The sequence below is a fragment of the uncultured Martelella sp. genome, from assembly GCF_963677965.2.
In the GTDB taxonomy this organism is placed as follows: Bacteria; Pseudomonadota; Alphaproteobacteria; order Rhizobiales; family Rhizobiaceae; genus Martelella; species Martelella mangrovi.
This window is the reverse complement of sequence record NZ_CAXXFM010000001.1, coordinates 1,375,351-1,392,453: the sequence shown is the minus strand read 5'-3', so window position 1 is coordinate 1,392,453 and position 17,103 is coordinate 1,375,351. Positions and strand designations below refer to the sequence as shown.

General features: G+C 60.4%; 16 protein-coding genes. 5 read left to right on the top strand and 11 right to left on the bottom strand.

Features of this window, described 5'->3' with window-relative positions:
* Position 1: 1 nt before the first annotated feature.
* The 4 genes from ACHZCU_RS06635 to ACHZCU_RS06620 form a co-directional block, all read right to left on the bottom strand.
* Complete coding sequence (locus ACHZCU_RS06635) at positions 2 to 586, bottom strand: GbsR/MarR family transcriptional regulator (protein ID WP_181190784.1); 585 nt, start codon at positions 584 to 586, stop codon at positions 2 to 4.
* A 274-nt stretch (positions 587 to 860) separates the two neighbouring features.
* Positions 861 to 2,060 carry an MFS transporter gene (locus ACHZCU_RS06630; RefSeq protein ID WP_319518144.1) on the bottom strand — a complete coding sequence of 400 codons (1,200 nt, stop codon included), beginning with the start codon at positions 2,058 to 2,060 and terminating at the stop codon, positions 861 to 863.
* Between the two features lie 53 nt (positions 2,061 to 2,113).
* On the bottom strand, positions 2,114 to 2,434 hold the full coding sequence (locus tag ACHZCU_RS06625) for a helix-turn-helix transcriptional regulator (protein ID WP_106307902.1): 321 nt from the start codon (positions 2,432 to 2,434) through the stop codon (positions 2,114 to 2,116).
* An 81-nt stretch (positions 2,435 to 2,515) separates the two neighbouring features.
* Positions 2,516 to 3,283 (bottom strand): LamB/YcsF family protein, encoded by a 768-nt coding sequence (locus ACHZCU_RS06620; protein WP_106307899.1) that lies wholly within the window; start codon positions 3,281 to 3,283, stop codon positions 2,516 to 2,518.
* Positions 3,284 to 3,516: 233 nt separating this feature from the next.
* Here ACHZCU_RS06620 and pyrC point away from each other — a divergent pair, with 233 nt between their 5' ends.
* Positions 3,517 to 4,557 (top strand): dihydroorotase, encoded by a 1,041-nt coding sequence (pyrC, locus tag ACHZCU_RS06615; RefSeq protein WP_319518143.1) that lies wholly within the window; start codon positions 3,517 to 3,519, stop codon positions 4,555 to 4,557.
* On the opposite strand, the gene ACHZCU_RS06610 is transcribed toward pyrC, so the two are convergent.
* The 4 genes from ACHZCU_RS06610 to ACHZCU_RS06595 are packed head-to-tail and all read right to left on the bottom strand — an operon-like array spanning position 4,536 to position 8,016.
* Positions 4,536 to 5,387 (bottom strand): metal ABC transporter permease, encoded by an 852-nt coding sequence (locus ACHZCU_RS06610; RefSeq protein WP_319518142.1) that lies wholly within the window; start codon positions 5,385 to 5,387, stop codon positions 4,536 to 4,538. The genes pyrC and ACHZCU_RS06610 overlap by 22 nt on opposite strands.
* Positions 5,384 to 6,247: a metal ABC transporter permease gene (locus tag ACHZCU_RS06605; protein ID WP_319518141.1), complete on the bottom strand. Its 864-nt coding sequence runs from the start codon at positions 6,245 to 6,247 to the stop codon at positions 5,384 to 5,386. Before ACHZCU_RS06605 ends, ACHZCU_RS06610 begins: the two co-directional genes overlap by 4 nt.
* Positions 6,240 to 7,136 carry a manganese/iron ABC transporter ATP-binding protein gene (locus ACHZCU_RS06600; RefSeq protein WP_319518140.1) on the bottom strand — a complete coding sequence of 299 codons (897 nt, stop codon included), beginning with the start codon at positions 7,134 to 7,136 and terminating at the stop codon, positions 6,240 to 6,242. The genes ACHZCU_RS06605 and ACHZCU_RS06600 overlap by 8 nt, the downstream gene beginning before the upstream one ends.
* Positions 7,120 to 8,016, bottom strand: a complete 897-nt coding sequence (locus ACHZCU_RS06595; protein ID WP_319518139.1) for a metal ABC transporter substrate-binding protein — start codon at positions 8,014 to 8,016, stop codon at positions 7,120 to 7,122. The genes ACHZCU_RS06600 and ACHZCU_RS06595 overlap by 17 nt, the downstream gene beginning before the upstream one ends.
* 332 nt (positions 8,017 to 8,348) lie before the next feature.
* Here ACHZCU_RS06595 and ACHZCU_RS06590 point away from each other — a divergent pair, with 332 nt between their 5' ends.
* A complete protein-coding gene (locus ACHZCU_RS06590) occupies positions 8,349 to 10,235 on the top strand; it encodes a DUF2264 domain-containing protein (RefSeq protein ID WP_319518138.1) in 1,887 nt (628 codons plus the stop codon).
* Positions 10,236 to 10,303: 68 nt separating this feature from the next.
* Here ACHZCU_RS06590 and ACHZCU_RS06585 read toward each other — a convergent pair whose 3' ends face one another.
* The 3 genes from ACHZCU_RS06585 to ACHZCU_RS06575 all read right to left on the bottom strand — a co-directional run bounded on the left by ACHZCU_RS06585 (position 10,304) and on the right by ACHZCU_RS06575 (position 13,815).
* Positions 10,304 to 11,062 (bottom strand): FadR/GntR family transcriptional regulator, encoded by a 759-nt coding sequence (locus ACHZCU_RS06585; protein ID WP_319518137.1) that lies wholly within the window; start codon positions 11,060 to 11,062, stop codon positions 10,304 to 10,306.
* A 162-nt stretch (positions 11,063 to 11,224) separates the two neighbouring features.
* Positions 11,225 to 12,013, bottom strand: coding sequence for a carbohydrate-binding protein (locus ACHZCU_RS06580; RefSeq protein ID WP_319518136.1), 789 nt, complete (start codon positions 12,011 to 12,013; stop codon positions 11,225 to 11,227).
* 11 nt (positions 12,014 to 12,024) lie between these two features.
* A complete protein-coding gene (locus tag ACHZCU_RS06575; protein WP_319518135.1) occupies positions 12,025 to 13,815 on the bottom strand; it encodes a heparinase II/III family protein in 1,791 nt (596 codons plus the stop codon).
* 274 nt (positions 13,816 to 14,089) lie between these two features.
* Between ACHZCU_RS06575 and ACHZCU_RS06570 the strand changes: the two genes are divergently transcribed.
* Genes ACHZCU_RS06570 through ACHZCU_RS06560 form a run of 3 tightly spaced genes read left to right on the top strand, consistent with a single transcriptional unit; the run spans position 14,090 to position 17,091 of the window.
* Positions 14,090 to 15,061 (top strand): carbohydrate ABC transporter permease, encoded by a 972-nt coding sequence (locus ACHZCU_RS06570; protein ID WP_394706032.1) that lies wholly within the window; start codon positions 14,090 to 14,092, stop codon positions 15,059 to 15,061.
* A gap of 12 nt (positions 15,062 to 15,073) precedes the next feature.
* Positions 15,074 to 15,910: a carbohydrate ABC transporter permease gene (locus ACHZCU_RS06565; protein ID WP_106307869.1), complete on the top strand. Its 837-nt coding sequence runs from the start codon at positions 15,074 to 15,076 to the stop codon at positions 15,908 to 15,910.
* A 5-nt stretch (positions 15,911 to 15,915) separates the two neighbouring features.
* Positions 15,916 to 17,091: a glycoside hydrolase family 88 protein gene (locus ACHZCU_RS06560; protein ID WP_319518133.1), complete on the top strand. Its 1,176-nt coding sequence runs from the start codon at positions 15,916 to 15,918 to the stop codon at positions 17,089 to 17,091.
* The last annotated feature ends 12 nt before the right edge of the window (positions 17,092 to 17,103 follow it).

Genomic DNA, 17,103 nt, shown 5'->3' with positions numbered 1-17,103 from the left:
CTTACCCACCAACCTTTTCACCCTGATCGCGGCCGGTCTTGCGGCCGAGCGATGTCACCTTGTCTGCCGTCTCGAGAAACCGCGTCACCCGCGCTCCCATGCCGAGCAGCATCAAAAGCCTGTCTGTCTCCAGGCCCTTCACATCGTCGTACCAGGACGAGAGCCTTTCGATCAGGTCGTGCATTTCGCCCATCCGTCTCTGGGCATATTGTTCATCCTCGTCACGCGGTGTGCGTGTGGAAACCTCTGCAAGCAGCGCCAGCGTCGGGTCGACTTCCCGTTTCTTGCGCTCTTCCGCCAGCGTGCGCAGGATCGACCAGACATCCTCCGGCGTCGTGTAATAATCGCGCCGGTCGCCCGGCTTGTGCTTCAGCAGCACCAGTCCCCAGGACTGCAGTTCCTTCAGGCCGGCGGCGACATTGGACCGCGAAATCTTCAGGTCCTCCACCATGTCGTCTGCGCAGAGCGGATCGCGTGATGCGTAGAGCAGCGCGTAGATCTGACCCACCGAACGGTTAATGCCCCAACGGCTTCCCATCTCTCCGAAATGAAGGACAAAATCCTGAACGATGGGCGACATTGTCATCGGCATTCCTGTTTCGGCTGTATTTTCAGTTTTTTCTGAAAACTGTGTATCGCGATATCTGATATCGTGCAAGCCTGTCCTTGCCGGCCATCGAAATGCGCAACTGAACCCCCTTCTGTTTCAACGGGTTTAGCCGAGAGGGGCGTCAGGCAATTTGATTTATGTCATGCAGGCCGAAAAAAGCAGAATACGCCTGCCGGTTGTACTCTGAAAATTCACGTACTGTGGAATTAACCGGAATTGAGTCCAGTGAACAAAGAGCCCTGTGGGCCGGTCAGGCGTGGGAGGAGCCGAAGACGCGGCCGAAAACGAGCGGCACAAGGACGACCAGAATGGCAGGAAATACCAACCAGTTCATCAGGCTCCAGCCGTTTTCCGTGTTGACCAGAGCGCCGGCAAGAAAGGATGCGGAGGCCACCGATCCGAACACCAGAAAGTCGTTCAGGCCCTGCACCTTGCCGCGTTCTTCCGGCGTATGGCAATCGGTAATCATCGCCGTCGCGCCGATGAAGCCGAAATTCCAGCCCACGCCGAGCAGGATGAGGGCAAGCCAGAAATGGGTGAGGCCGAGGCCCGAAAGCGCGATTGCGGCGCTGGCGGCGATCAGCAACAGGCCAGTGGCGGCAATCCGTTCCTTGCCAAAGCGGGCGATCAGCTTTCCGGTGAAAAAGCTCGGCCCGAACATGGCCAGCACATGCCACTGGATGCCGAGTGTGGCCTCGCCGACCGTGTGGCCGCAGGCGACCATGGCCAACGGGGTTGCGGTCATGATGAAGGCCATCAGCGCGTAGGAAACCACGCCGGTGCCGGCGGCAAGGATGAAACGCGGGGAGCGCGCGATTTCACCAAGCGGCCGTCCACCGGAAAGGTCGACCGAAGCGGTCCTGTCCGGGCGCGGAATTTCAAGGCGCGAAACCAGAAGAAGCGTCAGCAGGGCAAGGCAGGACAGGCTGATGAAACTGGCGACATAGGGCAGGCCGGGAATGGCATTACTTGTCCAGATAACCACCTGCGGCCCGATAATGGCCGCGACCAGTCCGCCGATCATCACCCGTGAAATCGCCACCGCCCGCATGTCGCCGGAAACCGAGTCGGTGGCGGCAAAACGGAAGCTCTGCAGATAGGAGCCGTAAAACCCGACCAGCACCGTGCCCAGGCAGAAGATCAGGAAAGTGGCGGCCGCAATGCCGGTTGCGGCAACCAGCCCGCCGCCAATGCCGATCAGCGCGCCGAAAATATATCCCTGCCGGCGCCCGACACGGCGCATGACCCAGGCGGCAGGCAGCGTGCCCACAGCCAGGCCCAGATTGTAGAGACTGACGGGCATGGTCGCGAATGCGGGATCGGGGGAAAGCAGCTTGCCGACAATGCCGCCAAGCGAAATGATGATGGGCGGCGCGGCGCCGCCAACGGCCTGCGACAGGGTCAGGATACGGATATTGCGGCGGGCGGTGTCCGGGCTGTCGGCGGTCATTGGCGGGTCACGGGTTTTCGGGCGCGTGCCCGTCAGGATCGGGAAGGCGGGCGTCAGGCGGGCTGTTCGGACTTGTCCACACAGTAGGAATCGTAGAGCGTGGTCAGAATCTGCCGCGCCGGTTCGCTTTCGATCCGATACCAGATCGTCTGCCCGTCGCGGCGCCCGGCGATCAGCTTTTCACGGCGCAGCAGGGCCAGATGCTGGGAAACGGTGGAATCCCGGATGCCGAGAAATTCGGCAAGCTCGCCGACCGATCGCTCGCCGTCGATCAGCTGGCACAGGATGAGCAGCCGGTGACGATTGCCCAGCGCCTTCAAAAGCTCGCAGGCCTCGTCAGCGGATTCGACCATGTTTTCGGAAATAATCTTCATGGTTTCGTATATACGATTTTTTCTCGAAAGGTCAAGGCGGAAACGTTCAGCCGGAAGAAGTGCTCCGGCTGTTGATAAAGCCTAGTGAATGAAGTTTGCAATGGCAAAGCCCTGTTTTTCCAGCCCATTGCGCACCGCCTGGGCGATTTGCAGCGCTTCCGGTGTGTCGCCATGCACGCAGATCGAGCCCATGGGGGTTTCAAGCCGCTTGCCGGAAACCGTGATGATTGCACCTTCGCTGACCATCTCGACCACCCGCCAGGCGGCAACATCGGGATCGCGGACCACCGCGCCCTTCATGCCGCGCGGCACCAGAATGCCTTCATCGGTATAGGCGCGGTCGGCGAAGATTTCCGAAACCACGGTGAGGTCCATTTCCTCGGCAATGCGATGCTGCTGGCCGAGCGCGATTGCCAAACAGATCAGGGATGAGTCGACGGCCTTGATGGCGTTGCAAATGGCCCGGGCCACGGCTTCGTCCTGCTGGGCGAGGTTGCCCAGCGCGCCGTGCGCCTTCACATGGGTGATCGGGTGGCCGACATATTGCGACACCGCCTGGGCGGCGCCGATCTGGTAGGCGACAAGCCGTTCGATCTCGCCCACCGAAAAGGGAATATGGCGGCGGCCGAACCCCATCAGGTCGGGAAAGCCGGGATGGGCGCCGACGGCGACATTGCGATCGCGGGCAAGCGCGAAGGTCTTGGCCATGATATCCGGATCGCCTGCGTGAAAGCCGCAGGCCACGTTGGCCGACGAGACGATCTTCAGCATTGCCGCGTCCTCGCCCTTTTCCCAGGCGCCGAAGCTTTCGCCCATATCGCAGTTGATGTCGATCCTCTGTCGCGTCACTGTGTCGCCTCCCTGTGTTCTTTGCGGTTGGTTGTCCCAATGTAGGGGGTGGAAGAAAGTTCGAACAATGGGTTTTTTGCAGTAAGTCTTGCGTTTTTGTCATGCGTGCCATGCGTTAATGCATGTCTTGAGCCGTCATTTTGGTGCGGCGGCGCGCTCTGCGCCTGCCAAACCTTTTCTTCTGCGTGCAAACGCTCTATTGCCGGAAAGAGCCGATTTCATGGAGTGAAATGATGAAAAGCCTGACCATCCGCCGCCCCGACGACTGGCATCTGCATTTGCGCGATGGCGCTATGATGGAAGGCGTGATCGGCGATACGGCGCGGCATTTCGCACGGGCGATCATCATGCCCAATTTGGTGCCGCCGGTTGTGACCTCCGCCGATGCGACCGCCTACCGGGACAGGATCATGGCGGCATTGCCCGCCGGGGCGTCCTTCACGCCGCTGATGACGCTCTATCTCACCGAAACCACGGACCCGGACGATGTGGCGCGTGCCTATGAAAGCGGGTTGATCACGGCGGTAAAACTCTATCCGGCAGGCGCCACCACCAATTCGGCAAGCGGCGTGCGCAATTTCGACAATGCCATGCCAGTGCTGGAGAAGATGGCCGAGATCGGGCTCAATCTTTGCGTCCATGGCGAGGTTACGGCCGCAGATGTCGATATTTTCGACCGCGAGGCCGTGTTCATCGAAACCGTTCTCGATCCGCTGCGCAAACGCCTGCCGGAGCTGAAGGTCACCATGGAACATGTGACGACGAAGGATGGGATCGATTATATTGCCGGGGCCGAGCGCAATCTGGCAGGCTCGATAACCACCCATCACCTGATCATCAATCGCAACGATATTCTGGTGGGCGGTATCCGCCCGCATTATTTCTGCCTGCCGGTCGCCAAACGGGAGGAACACCGCAAGACGCTGGTCGCGGCCGCGACCTCCGGTAATCCCCGCTTCTTCCTCGGAACGGATTCTGCGCCGCATGTCGACCCGGCCAAGGAATGCGGCTGCGGCTGCGCCGGCATCTACACCGCGCCCAACACGATGAGCTGCCTTGCCCATGTGTTCGAAAACGAAGATGCGCTTGAAAACCTCGAAGCGTTTACTTCGCTGAACGGTCCGGCCTGGTACGGGCTTTCGCCGAACGTGGACACGATCACGCTGGTCAGGCGCGACGAACCGGTTACCTATCCGAAAAAGCGCGAGACCGGCGCGGGCCCGGTTACCATTTTCGATCCCAAATTCCCGCTCTACTGGAATGTCGAGGGCTGAACAGCGCGGCGCGTCACCCAGACCGTTCGGACAAAACTTGCGACAAACACCAGGGTCATCACCAGAACGATGGTCGGGGCCGGGGCGCTGTCGATGTAGAAGCTCGCATAGATCCCCAGAAACGATGAGCCGAGCGCGACGGCAAGGGCGACCAGCAGCATGACGGAAAACCGGCGCGACCACAGGAAGGCGATCGCTCCCGGCGCGACCAGCAGCCCGACCGACAGAATGATGCCGACGGCCTTGAGGGCGGCCACAACCGTCAGGGACAGCACAGTCAAAAGCCCATAGTGCAGGAACCGGGTCGGCAGGCCGATGGCGCGTGCGTGCTGGGGATCGAAGGCCTGCAACAGCAGGTCCTTGCGCCAGATGACGAGGAAACCCGTTGCCGCGATTGCGATCAGGCCGGCTTCCAGCAGATCGGCCGGTGTGATGCCGAGCATGTCGCCGAAAAGGATATGGTCGAGATGGACGGCCGAATGGACCTTCACATAAAGCACCATGCCAAGTCCGAACATGCCGGAAAACACAATGCCGAGGATCGTATCTTCCTTCACCCGGCTGTTTTCGGTGAGAAAACCGGTCGAAAGCGCACAGACCATGCCCGCCACGAAGGCGCCGATGCCGAGCGGCAGGCCGATCATGTAGGCCAGCACCACGCCCGGAAGGACGGCATGGGAAACCGCGTCGCCCATCAGCGACCAGCCCTTGAGCACCAGAAGGCAGGACAGGAGCGCCATCGGGATTGCGACCAGAAGCGTGATTGCAAAGGCCCGCAGCATGAAATCGAGCTGAAAGGGAAACAGTGCGAGTTCCACAAAGCCGCTCATTGTGCCGCCTCCCGCAGTGCCTGGCGGGCACGTCGTCTGGCGGCAAGCAGGCCATGCTTGGGAGCAAACAGGAAGGCGGCAAGAAACAGCAGCGTCTGCAGCACGATGATGATGCCGCCAGTCGCGCCATCCATGAAGTAGGAAACATAGGCGCCGACAAGCGAGGTCACAGCGCCGATTGCGGCGGCAAGCGCAACGAGGCGCGGAAACCGGTCGGTCAGAAGATAGGCGGTTGCTCCCGGCGTGACCACGAGCGCGATTACCAGAAAGGCGCCGACCGTCTGCAGGGCAGCCACGGTGGAGGCGGCCAGCAGGGTGAAGAACAGCAGTTTCATCCGGTCGGCATTGATACCGATGGAACGGGCATGGTTTTCATCGAAGAACACCACCATCAAATCTTTCCATTTGACGGAGAGGATCAGCAGGCTCAGCCCGCCGATGATGACAAGCTGGATCGTGTCGGAGCGGGTGATCGCCAGAACATTGCCCATGATGATTGTCTGGATGTCGATCGGGATCGACGAGACCGAGGCCATGAACAGGCCAAGGCCGAAGAAACCGGTGAAGATCAGGCCGATGATGGCATCTTCCTTCAGCTTGGTCTTGCGGTTGAAGAACAGCATGGCGCCGGCCGCAAGCCCGCCTGCCACGAACGCGCCGAGCGAAAACGGCAGGCCGAGCATATAGGCGCCGGCAACGCCGGGGACGATGGAATGGGACAGTGCATCGCCGATCAGCGACCAGCCCTTCAGCATCAGATAGGCGGAGAGAAAACCGCAGACGCCGCCGACCAGTGCGCTGACCCAGATTGCGTTCAGCATGTAACCATAGGTCAGCGGCTCGATCAGGCGTTCAAGCATCGCCACCCTCCGGCTTGGCTGGCGGGGCCGTCGAGGTGCCGTGTTCGCCATACATCACGAAGGGGCGCTCGTCGTCGGTGATCACCTTCAGCCGCCTCGTGTCGGCATCGGCATCCGCATGCAGTTCCGTGCCTTCCAGAATGAAATGGCGCAGCACGCCGCCAAAGACCTTCTCCAGATTTTTTTCGGTAAAGGTCGTTTCCGTCGGTCCATAGGCGACCACCGTGCCCTTGACCAGAACCGTGCGGTCGCAGAATGCGGGCACCGAGCCGAGATTGTGGGTCGAGACCAGCATCACCCGACCCTCGTCGCGCAGATCGCCGAGAAGGGCGATGATCTGCTCTTCGGTTTTGACGTCGACGCCGGTGAAGGGCTCGTCCAGAAGGATGATCTGTCCCTCCTGCGCCAGTGCCCGCGCCAGAAACACGCGCTTGCGCTGGCCGCCGGAAAGCTCGCCGATCTGGCGTTCGGCAAAGGCTGTCATGTTGACGCGCTCCAGCGCGGCATCGACCATGGCATGGTCGCGGCGCGTGGGGTGGCGCAGCCAGTTCATATGGCCGTAACGGCCCATCATCACCACATCGCGGACCAGAACCGGAAAGTTCCAGTCAACCTCTTCCGCCTGGGGAACATAGGCCACAAGGTTTTTCTTCAGCGCGGTGCGGGCGGGCAGGCCCAGTATCTCGACCGTGCCCTTTGCCAGCGGTGCAAAGCCCATGATCGCCTTGAACAGCGTCGACTTACCGGCGCCGTTGACGCCGACAAGGGCGGTTATGGTGCCGCGCGGAATTTCGAAACCCGCATCGACAAGTGCCGTATGGCCGTTGCGATAGGTTACGGTTACGTCGCGAACGACAAGGCCGGAGCCGGCCTCATTGCGGTGTGGCATTGCTCAGTCCTTCGGCAACGGTGCCGGTGGTGACAGCGAGAAGATCGAGATAGGTCGGAACCGGCCCGTCCGGTTCGCTCAGACTGTCGACATAAAGAACGCCGCCATAGGTCGCGCCGGTCTCCCGTGCGATCTGCCGCGCCGGCTTGTCGGAGACCGTGCTTTCGGAAAAGATAACATCGATATCGTTCGCGCGCATGGTGTCGATCACGTGGCGTATTTGCTGCGGTGTGCCCTGCTGGTCCGCATTGACCGGCCAGAGATAGAGTTCCTTCAGATCGAGATCGCGGGCAAGATAAGAGAAGGCCCCCTCGCTTGTCACCAGCCAGCGGCGTTCTTCGGGAATATCGGCAAGCATTTCGCGCATCGGCGCCAGTTCGGCGGCAATCTGTTCGCCATAGGCAGCGGCATTGGCGGTGTAGTCGCCGGCATTGTCCGGGTCGATCGAGATCAGCGCGTCGCGAATATTTTCAACGTAGATCGTGGCGCTGTCGGGCGACATCCATGCGTGCGGGTTGGGCCTGCCCTCATATTCGCCGCTCGAAATATCGATGGGGTCAATGCCGTCGGAAACCACGACATTGGGAACATCACCGATATTGCGGAGGAACTTTTCAAACCAGCGTTCAAGGTTCAGTCCGTTGGACAGGATGATGTCGCCATCGCGTGCCCGCAGAATGTCGCGCGGCGTGGGGGCGTAACCGTGGATTTCCGCGCCCGGCTTGGTGATGGATACGACATCTGCATGGTCACCGGCAATATTCTGCGCCATGTCGGCGATCACCGTAAATGTCGTCACGATTTTGGGTTTGTCTGCCGCGGAAGCGACAAGCGGCAAGGCGGCGAGCACGGTGCCTGCAAGGATGACATTGAGATGCATGGGGCCTCATCGGTTGACAGATCGGAGCGCTGCAGTTGCGAATGAGTTGCAAGTATGGCGGCGCCAGAGATGAATGTCAACGCTATTGCAAATCAGTTGCAAAAACTTGCTAAGTTAGTGTTTTCTTACGATAGGCAAGTTGGTTATCGTGGAGGATGCATAATTCCGATTATGGTTCAGGAAAGTGCCAAACCACAATATTTTCGGTGTGTTTTGCTCTTCTTGAACAGTTCGGTCTGGTTTACATTATGTGCTGATCTTTCAATCTGTGCCGCATCGCGATAGTTGTGCGGCCTGGATCAGCCAGTATAGAGATGAGGAGTTCCTGCGGCATGATTTCCGGACGGTCATTTTCTTCGTGGGATTATCAGGCGCTGGTGCGGCGAATGGCCGACTGTAATCCCATGGCCAACAATCCGCTGAAGACCAGGGCCGATATGCAGGCCGTGATGGCGGGGTTTTATGCGCCGCTCGCCCCCTGGTATTCGCCCGGCAATGCACGCCTGCGGCTTTCGGCGGGATCGGCCCATTACGATGATGACGCCGCCGAGATGGAAGCCTTCGTCCGGCCGCTCTGGGGCATCGTCCCGCTGGTGGCCGGCGGCTACAGTTTTGAAGATTGCCGGCGTTTCGTCGAAGGTTTTTCGCACGGCATGGATGCCAATCACGAGGAATTCTGGGGCGAGCCCGGCGATTTCGACCAGCGTCTGGTCGAGACGGCCGGTATTGCGTTGGCGCTTCTGCTGGCGCCGGAAAGCTTCTGGCGGCCGATGTCGGAACCTGCAAAGGACAAGGCCGAGCGCTGGCTTTTGAAGATCAACGAACGCGACGTGCCGGACAATAACTGGCTGTTCTTCCGCGTTCTGGTCAATCTCGGCCTCAGGAATGTCGGGCGGCAATGGTCTGAGGAGGCCGTGCGCGCTGCGCTTGAGCGCATCGAGACCTATTATCTCGGCGACGGCTATTACCGTGACGGCAAATGGGGCCATCGCGACTACTACCTGCCGATGGCGCTGCATTTCTACGGTCTGGTGATCGCCAAATGCGCCGGCGACATCTTTCCCGACTATGCCGAACGTTACCGGGAGCGCGCCCGGCTTTTCGCGCAGGATTTCCAGCATTGGTTTGCCGATGACGGTGCGGCCGTGCCCTATGGACGCTCGCTGACCTATCGCTTTGCCGAGGGCGCGTTCTGGGCGGCCTGCGCCTTTGCGGATGAAGAGGTGCTGCCCTGGGGGCGGGTGAAGGGTCTGCTTCTGCGGCATCTGCGGTGGTGGTCGCAAATGCCGATAGCTGATCGGGATGGCGTGCTCACCATCGGCTATGCCTATCCGAACCTGCTGATGTCGGAATCCTATAATGCGCCCGGCTCGCCCTACTGGGGCTTGAAGATTTTCCTCGTACTCGCGCTTGATGACAACCATCCGTTCTGGGTGGCGGAGGAAGAGGCGCCGGAAGCGCTGCCGAGCGGTCGCGTGTTCGCGCCGGCGGCCGGTTTTGCGCTCCGCCGTGCGCCCGGTGATGCGGTGATGCTGACCGGCGGCCAGGATGGACGTGAACATCGCCTTCATGATGCCAAATATGCCCGTTTCGCTTATTCATCGGCTTTCGGCTTTTCGGTGCAGTGCGATGTTACCTCGCCGGACCGTCCCGACTGCAGCGCGGTCGACAGCGGCATTGCCATCTCGCGTGACGGCCGGACCTATCTCTCCCGTGCGGTGATTACCGAAGAGGGGGCTGACCGGGGCATGGTCTGGGGCGTCTGGCAGCCGGATGACCGGCTCAGGATTGAAACCTGGCTGGATTTTGCCGGCGAGGGCTGGCATGTGCGCCTCCATCGTATCGATACGAAGGACCGGCTGTTTGTCAGTGAAAGCGGGTTTTCCGTCGACCGCACCGGCGAAAGCAAGCCGGGCTTTGCCAACGGGCTTTCCGCAGTCACCGGGCGCGCCTGTGTCGCCACGCCGACCCACACGACGGCGATTGTCGACCTTTCCGGCGAGCGGGCCGGCGAGATTATCCGTGCGGCCCCCAACACCAATATCCGGTTTCCGAGAACGCTGTTTCCGCGCCTCTTCGGCGAACTGCCGGCAGGCGAGCACTTCATCGCCACAGCTGTTTACGGCGTGACGAAGCGTGTGGACACGCTGCCGCCGGTTTCACTGCCGGACACGGTCAAGGCGTTTTGCGCCGAAAATGGCGTGAAACTGCAGGACTGAGCGCATTTTTGCTGGAGCCGGTGTTCCGGTTCCCGCGCTTGCCTTGGGGATGTTGTCGGGCGGGCTGTTCAGTTTTCGCTGTCCTGCTGCAGGCGGGCCATGTGGCGCACCCGTTCCTCACGCAAAAGACTGCGATAGCGCTCGAGGCTGCCTTTCAGGTGTTCGCGCATGGCATCGCGCGCGCCCTGTTCATCGCCGTTGGAAATGGCGAAGACGATGCGCTCATGTTCCTTGATCAGCAGGCTGCGATAGGCGATTTCGCCGCCCTCGTCGGTATCGATCTGGCCGGTCTGGGGGATGATCGATGTGCCCTGCATTTCAAGAAATGTCGCAAAAAGCGGGTTGTTGGTGGCCTTGGCGATGGCCAGATGCAGGCCGATATCGGCATCGCTCCAGGCCTTGCCGTCATTGCGCCCGGCAATGCCGGCGGCATGGCGCTCGAAAATCTCTTCCTCCTGGGCGGGGGAGCGCCTGAGGGCCGCAAGACCGGCCGCCTCGATTTCAAGCGGTGTGCGGGCTTCGAGAATCTCGAGAGAGGTATAGATCCGGTCGGAATCGACTGTCGGCTTGGTTTTCCTGAATGCAAAGGCGATCGGATCGAGCACGAAGACGCCGGCGCCCTGACGCGGCTCGACCAGACCGTCGGACCTCAAGGCCGCCACCGCCTCGCGCACCACCGTGCGGGAAACGCCGTGCTCCTGGGTCAGGCGCGCCTCGCTCGGCAGTTTCTCTCCGGGCAGAAACTCACCGTCCAGAATGGCTTTCCGCAGTGCCTCGCTGACCTTGTAGACCAGGGTTCCGTTGCGGGCGGCGGTTTGCGTGGTCAAAATTCATCCCCTTCGAGATCCGTCCTCAGCACAGCGGGCTTTTCACTGCGAAAGCAGGGTCGACGGACAGTCATGTTCGATTCAGTGCCAAAAATTGTATGATAAGTTGAACCGAAATGCAATATAACATTGTTTATAAAGGAGATGAGTGGAGCGCTGAAGTCAGGTTTCGCGACCCCAGACCTCGATCTGGGTCAATGCCGGAAACGGCGAGGGGTCGTCTGCCTTGATGAGTTTTTCAAGCCGCACCCATTCGGTCTCGCGTTCGGGAAAGGTGAAGCGCTGGCCGACCCCGGTTTTTTCAAGCGGGATGTCGATGCTGTGGCCGTCGCTGAAGGTCAGGCGGGCCGCGGTCCACCAGGCGTCATGTGGGAAGTCGGCGCGGGTATAAAGCACGACGGAATGAGCGATGACCCTGCGGCCGAAATCGACGGTCATGGTCGCGTCCGGGTCGCGGTTGATGCCCCAGCTTGTATAGGGCCAGAAGCCGTGGTCGTCGCTGGCGATCTCGCCGTCGATGGCATTGCGGGCGGCAAAGGCCGCCTCGCCGCGGGTCTCGACGCTGGCAAAGGCGTGCGGATAGGCGGTTTCGTTGCCGTGATGATCTGTCGGGTTGAGGGCAATATTGCGGGTGCCGGAAAGCGCGTCTTCGCCGGTGACATGGGCTGAAATTCGGTGGCTGTCGCCTGAAAAGGCTGTCGGCGCATAAACGGTCTTTGCATCGCCGAAGGGCACGGGAAAGCTGAAACTGCGCTGTTTCAGCAGAACAATGGCCGGCGCCAGCGCATTGTCGATATTCAGCGTCACGAACACGTCCGGACTGTCGGTCTCGACGGTAATCCGGTCGCCGGCTTCATAGGCCTGTCGATAAAACAGCGAAACGGCCGTCGTGCCGGTCTTGCGGGCGCGCACCTGTCCGGTCTTGTCGAGAACGGAAAGTGTGATCTCCATGGGGGTCTCCGTCAATTGATTGTCAGCCTGAGCGTTTCGCCGTTCAGGGGAATAAGGATGCGATAGAGTGTGTCGGGCCAGGCGGCCCTGAGGCGCTGGTCGGTAATCGCGATTGCCTCGACCTGCGGCCTGCCGCCGCCTTCGACGGCGATCTCGCCAAGGCAGGGAAGGGTGATCCGTTCCGCCGTCGCCTCAGGGCGCTCAGCGACCATCAGCGATAGCGTGGCCTGCCGGTCACCATGATATGTATCTGTTATTTCAATGCCTTTCCCCTTGGTGAAGGACACTTTCCGGTGGTAGCGCCTGACGCCCGCTTTGGCCGGATAGGCGCCGGCGATGTCCATCGAGATGCAGGCGTGGTCGTCTTCAAGCGAAACGGCCACATCGCTTGCCGCGAAGGCTTCGCCGTCCTGCTGCATGATGCCGTCGAAGCTCGGCAGATTGTGAAACGCGGACTGCATGGTCCAGATTTCGTAGCGGCGGGGAGAGAAGGTTTTGGCTGTATAGTTTTCCACGCCGACATCGATGAGGAACGGCTTGCCGTCCCTGTAAAGCGTGAAACTGCCGGTGTCGTTGTGGTTATGGCTGTCGCCATTGTCGCCGGCCTTGACGGCGAGCGCAAAGCGCGCGTCGCGTGCTGTCATCAGGCCGATGCTCGGGAAAAAACGGTCGCTGGCAGTTGGCCGCGGGACCGTGTGGGCGGCAAGGTCGCCGGCTGTCATTGCGCCTTGCAGGCGGTAGAACAGGTTGATTTCTTCCGGCTCGTCGGGGGCGGGCGATTCTTTCCAGTCGGCGGCGGCGAAATCGGTCAGAAGTGTTGAGCTGACGGCCTTGCCGAAGAGATATTCGCGCGCGCCGGAAAAGCCGGCCCGGGCGGATGAGTCGGCGAAGTTGAAATAGCGATCGCCGGCAACATGCATATGCGGAATGAACTCAGCGATGTTGCGGATCTTTTGCGCCTGCCACAGCGGCGCAAAGGCATCGGGCGCGACCGTCGCGAGGATATTCAGGGCGTTGAACAGGCAGAGCCCGGCATGCCGGTAGTAGAGCACGCCCTCCTCACAGGCGCCGTCCTCGCCGTAACCCTTCAGGAAAAAATCGAGGCTGGCCGCGGCCTTTTCGACGACGCTTCGGCGCGTCTTTTGGTCGAAAGGGCGGGAGAACGCGGCAAGCAGAACATTCTGGGTGCACCAGGCCGTCCAGTTGTTCATCGGCTCGCCGCCGCGGCCCATCCACCAGAAATGCTCTTCCAGATAGGGCCTGATGATGCGGTGGCTGATCTCGTGATCAAGCCGGGCGACGATCATCGGCGTGACCGCATCCAGCTCCGTTTCGAACAGGGCGGCAAGCACGGCCAGCTGGGCCCCGGTTTCGGCGGCGAACAGGTCGACTACAGGGCGGCGCGGGTCCGGCAGCGGCAGCGCCTTCGCGTCGCGGATATAGACATTGTGTGCGGGCAGCTGCCAGCCGCTTTCCTCGGCAATCAGCATTGCGCCGTCGATGATGCGGTCGAGGTAGCGCCCGTCACCAGCAACGCATTCGCCAAGCGCCAGCGCATTCAGCATGCGGCGGCGCCGCATATAGGGGGTCTCGTAGCCGATGCGGTCGCCGCTCAGGGAAAACGCGCGGTATCCGCTTGCCGTGAGGACCGGCCATTCCGCCGCGCAGGTTTCGGCGGATTTCGTCAGTCGGGCCGCATAGTCTTGGGGCAGGGATGACCATTTGTCGCGGTCGGCATAGGGCCAGGCCGGCGCGAACTGCGCAAAAATATCGGGCAAGGCCTCAAGGCGCTCACGAAACATTCCGTCCTCCCGGAACCGGCTGCTCCCCCTTGCGAAAAGGGATTTCTGTACGGTTCCAACTTGTTCTTTTTCCGTCTTCGGTCACGCGCCTGACGCTGTCAAAGGCGGCTGCCGGAATCCGGACTTGGCTATCCCCTAGCACATATATGTGATAAATTTTAGTCAAAAAAATACATTTTGGGATACTTGTATTATATCTTTTACGAAGATAGGATAAGTCAAAATCGCGAACGTCCGTCAGGGCGGTCGCTAAAAGCATTCCGGGGTTGTTCCGATGAGGCAATCCCAAGGATGGGAGGATCATGTGGCTGCCACCGGCTTGGATACCGCGAGCGGGCAAACGAGGAAAAAGCGTCGTGTGCTGACCAAGCGTCAGCAGACGCGGCGCGCCAGCCTCGTCGCCTATTCCTTCATTGCTCCGAACTTTATCGGTTTTGCCGTCTTCACGCTCGGGCCGATCATCTTCGCCTTCGCCCTGGCCTTCATGCACTGGGATGGCTCCAACCCGATCGAATTCGCCGGTCTTGCCAATTTCTTCGAGCTGTTTCACGACCGGGCCTTCCAGGCCGCCTTCTGGAACACGATCATCTACACGGTGTTTTCCGTGCCGCTGACCATGGCCTGCTCGCTCGGTCTCGCCATGCTGCTGAACAAGAAGATCTTCGGGCGCGATTTCTTCCGCGCGGCGATGTTCTTCCCCTATGTCGCCTCGCTGGTGGCTGCCGCCGTTGTCTGGAACATGCTGTTCAACCCGGAAATGGGTCCGGTCAACATGATCCTCTACACGTTCGGCATCGACCCGCAGAACCTGCCGGGCTGGGCTGCCGACAAGGACTGGGCGATGGTCACCATCATCCTGTTCGGCATCTGGAAACAGGCCGGCTATTTCATGGTGATCTATCTGGCCGGCCTTCAGGGCGTGAACCGCGAACTCTATGAGGCGGCCGATCTCGACGGCGCCAATTCCTGGCAGAAATTCTGGAACGTGACGCTGCCGCAGCTGGCGCCGACCACCTTCTTCGTCTCGGTGATGCTGACCATCAACTCCTTCAAGGTGTTCGATCAGGTCTACATGATCACGCAAGGCGGGCCGGGAACCTCGACGCTGGTGCTGGTCTACCACATCTACAACGAGGCCTTCATCTCCTGGGATCTCGGCTATTCGAGCATGGTCGCGCTTGTTCTGTTCGTGCTGGTTCTGGCCGTGACGTTGATCCAGTTCCGCTTTTCGCGCAGCCTTGATTAGGGAGAGGGTGAGATGAAAATTTTCGGTCGCAAGATCAAACTGTCCACCGTCGCTCTTTATGCGCTGATCATCGTCATCACGATCATCATGCTGCTGCCGTTTGCGTGGATGCTGTCGGCGTCGCTGAAGTTCAATCGCGAGGTGTTCGAATTCCCGATCCACTGGATCCCGGAAAATCCGCGCTGGTCCAACTATGTGCAGATCTGGACCAAGATCCCGCTCGGCCTGTTCGTGTTCAACACCGCCAAGATCACGATCATGGTGACGCTGTTGCAGCTGTTCACCTCGTCGTTCGCGGCCTATGCCTTTGCCAAGCTGAAATTCCCCTACCGCGATGTGCTGTTCCTCGGCTACATCGCCACCATCGCCATGCCGTGGCAGGTCTACATGGTGCCGCAGTTCATCCTGATGCGGGAATTCGGGCTTTATAACACCCACTGGGCGCTGATTGCGCTGCAGGCGTTTACCGCCTTCGGCGTGTTCCTGATGAAGCAGTTCTACATGTCGATCCCGGATGAGTTGTGCGAGGCGGCCCGCGTCGACGGCATGAACGAATACCAGATCTGGTGGAAGATCATGCTGCCGCTGTCGAAGCCTGCCCTGTCGACGCTGACGATCTTCACCTTCGTCTTCGCCTGGAACGACTTCCTCGGCCCGATGATCTACCTGACGCAGACGGACCTGAAGACCATCCAGATCGGCCTTCGCATGTTCATCTCGCAGTATTCGGCCGAATACGGGCTGATCATGGCCGCCTCCGTCGTTGCAATCATCCCCGTTCTCGCCGTCTTCCTGGCGCTCCAGCGCTTCTTCGTCGAAGGCGTCGCCAATGCCGGACTGAAAGGCTGATCCCGATGACCGCTTACGAGAAAATCACCGCCGTCGCCCCGATCACCGATGCCGAAGTCGCCGATGCCATCAAGGTCGCGGTCGCACAGGTGCGCCGCAACCTGCCGGACTTCACCTATCGCCAGCAGAACCATTCGAGCGTGAATAATTTCTATCCGGCGATCGACAATGACCAGTGGACCTGCGGTTTCTGGCCGGGCGAGATTTGGCTGTCCTTTGAGCTGACCGGCGACAAGGTGTTTCAGCACGCCGCCCAGATCCAGGTGCAGAGCTTCCTGCACCGGATCGAGAATAAAATTGAAGTCGATCACCACGATATGGGCTTCCTCTATTCGCCAACCTGCGTTGCCGCCTGGAAACTGGTGGGCGACGAGGATGGGCGAAAGGCCGCGATCCTGGCAGCCGATCAGCTGATTGCGCGTTTTCATGAGGTCGGCGGCTTCATCCAGGCCTGGGGCGAGATGGGCGCGCGGGAAAACTACCGCTACATCATCGATTGCCTGCTGAACCTGCCGCTGCTCTACTGGGCGAGCCGCGAGACGGGCGACGAAAAATACCGCGATATCGCCCGCATTCATGCGGCAACCACGCTGGCCCATTCCTTCCGTGAGGACGGGTCGACCTATCACACCTTTTTCATGGACCCGGAAACCGGCGGCCCGGTAAAGGGCGTTACCGTTCAGGGCTATCGTGACGACAGCGACTGGGCGCGCGGGCAGGCATGGTCGGTCTACGGGCTGGCGCTTTCCTACCGCTACGACCCGAAGCCGGAATATGCGGCCATGTTCAAGAAGGCGGTCGATTTCTTCATGACGCGCCTGCCGGCCGACATGGTGCCTTATTGGGACATGATCTTTTCAGACGGCGATAATGAACCGCGCGACTCCTCCTCCGCCGCGATCGTCGCCTGCGGCCTTCTCGAAATGGCCGACATTGTCGGCGGCGAGGAGGCCGCACAGTATCGCGATATCGCCAGGCGTTTCGTGAAGAGCCTGGCCGATGGTTATGCCGTGAAGGACCCGGCGGTCTCCAACGGCCTCGTGCTCCACGGCACTTATTCGAAAAAGACCCCCTACAACACCTGCACGCCGGAAGGCGTCGACGAGTGCGTCTCCTGGGGCGACTACTATTATCTCGAGGCGTTGACGCGGCTTTCGCGCAACTGGTCCTCATACTGGTAACGCCCGAGGCGG

Excerpts from the sequence above, each read along its gene's own strand:
- pyrC (WP_319518143.1), top strand. The coding sequence starts at position 3,517 with ATGAAAAGCCTGACCATCCGCCGCCCCGACGACTGGCATCTGCATTTG.
- ACHZCU_RS06565 (WP_106307869.1), top strand. The coding sequence starts at position 15,074 with ATGAAAATTTTCGGTCGCAAGATCAAACTGTCCACCGTCGCTCTTTAT.
- ACHZCU_RS06580 (WP_319518136.1), bottom strand. The coding sequence starts at position 12,013 with ATGGAGATCACACTTTCCGTTCTCGACAAGACCGGACAGGTGCGCGCC.
- ACHZCU_RS06560 (WP_319518133.1), top strand. The coding sequence starts at position 15,916 with ATGACCGCTTACGAGAAAATCACCGCCGTCGCCCCGATCACCGATGCC.
- ACHZCU_RS06570 (WP_394706032.1), top strand. The coding sequence starts at position 14,090 with ATGAGGCAATCCCAAGGATGGGAGGATCATGTGGCTGCCACCGGCTTG.
- ACHZCU_RS06625 (WP_106307902.1), bottom strand. The coding sequence starts at position 2,434 with ATGAAGATTATTTCCGAAAACATGGTCGAATCCGCTGACGAGGCCTGC.
- ACHZCU_RS06630 (WP_319518144.1), bottom strand. The coding sequence starts at position 2,060 with ATGACCGCCGACAGCCCGGACACCGCCCGCCGCAATATCCGTATCCTG.
- ACHZCU_RS06610 (WP_319518142.1), bottom strand. The coding sequence starts at position 5,387 with ATGAGCGGCTTTGTGGAACTCGCACTGTTTCCCTTTCAGCTCGATTTC.
- ACHZCU_RS06605 (WP_319518141.1), bottom strand. The coding sequence starts at position 6,247 with ATGCTTGAACGCCTGATCGAGCCGCTGACCTATGGTTACATGCTGAAC.
- ACHZCU_RS06600 (WP_319518140.1), bottom strand. The coding sequence starts at position 7,136 with ATGCCACACCGCAATGAGGCCGGCTCCGGCCTTGTCGTTCGCGACGTA.
- ACHZCU_RS06635 (WP_181190784.1), bottom strand. The coding sequence starts at position 586 with ATGACAATGTCGCCCATCGTTCAGGATTTTGTCCTTCATTTCGGAGAG.
- ACHZCU_RS06595 (WP_319518139.1), bottom strand. The coding sequence starts at position 8,016 with ATGCATCTCAATGTCATCCTTGCAGGCACCGTGCTCGCCGCCTTGCCG.
- ACHZCU_RS06590 (WP_319518138.1), top strand. The coding sequence starts at position 8,349 with ATGATTTCCGGACGGTCATTTTCTTCGTGGGATTATCAGGCGCTGGTG.
- ACHZCU_RS06575 (WP_319518135.1), bottom strand. The coding sequence starts at position 13,815 with ATGTTTCGTGAGCGCCTTGAGGCCTTGCCCGATATTTTTGCGCAGTTC.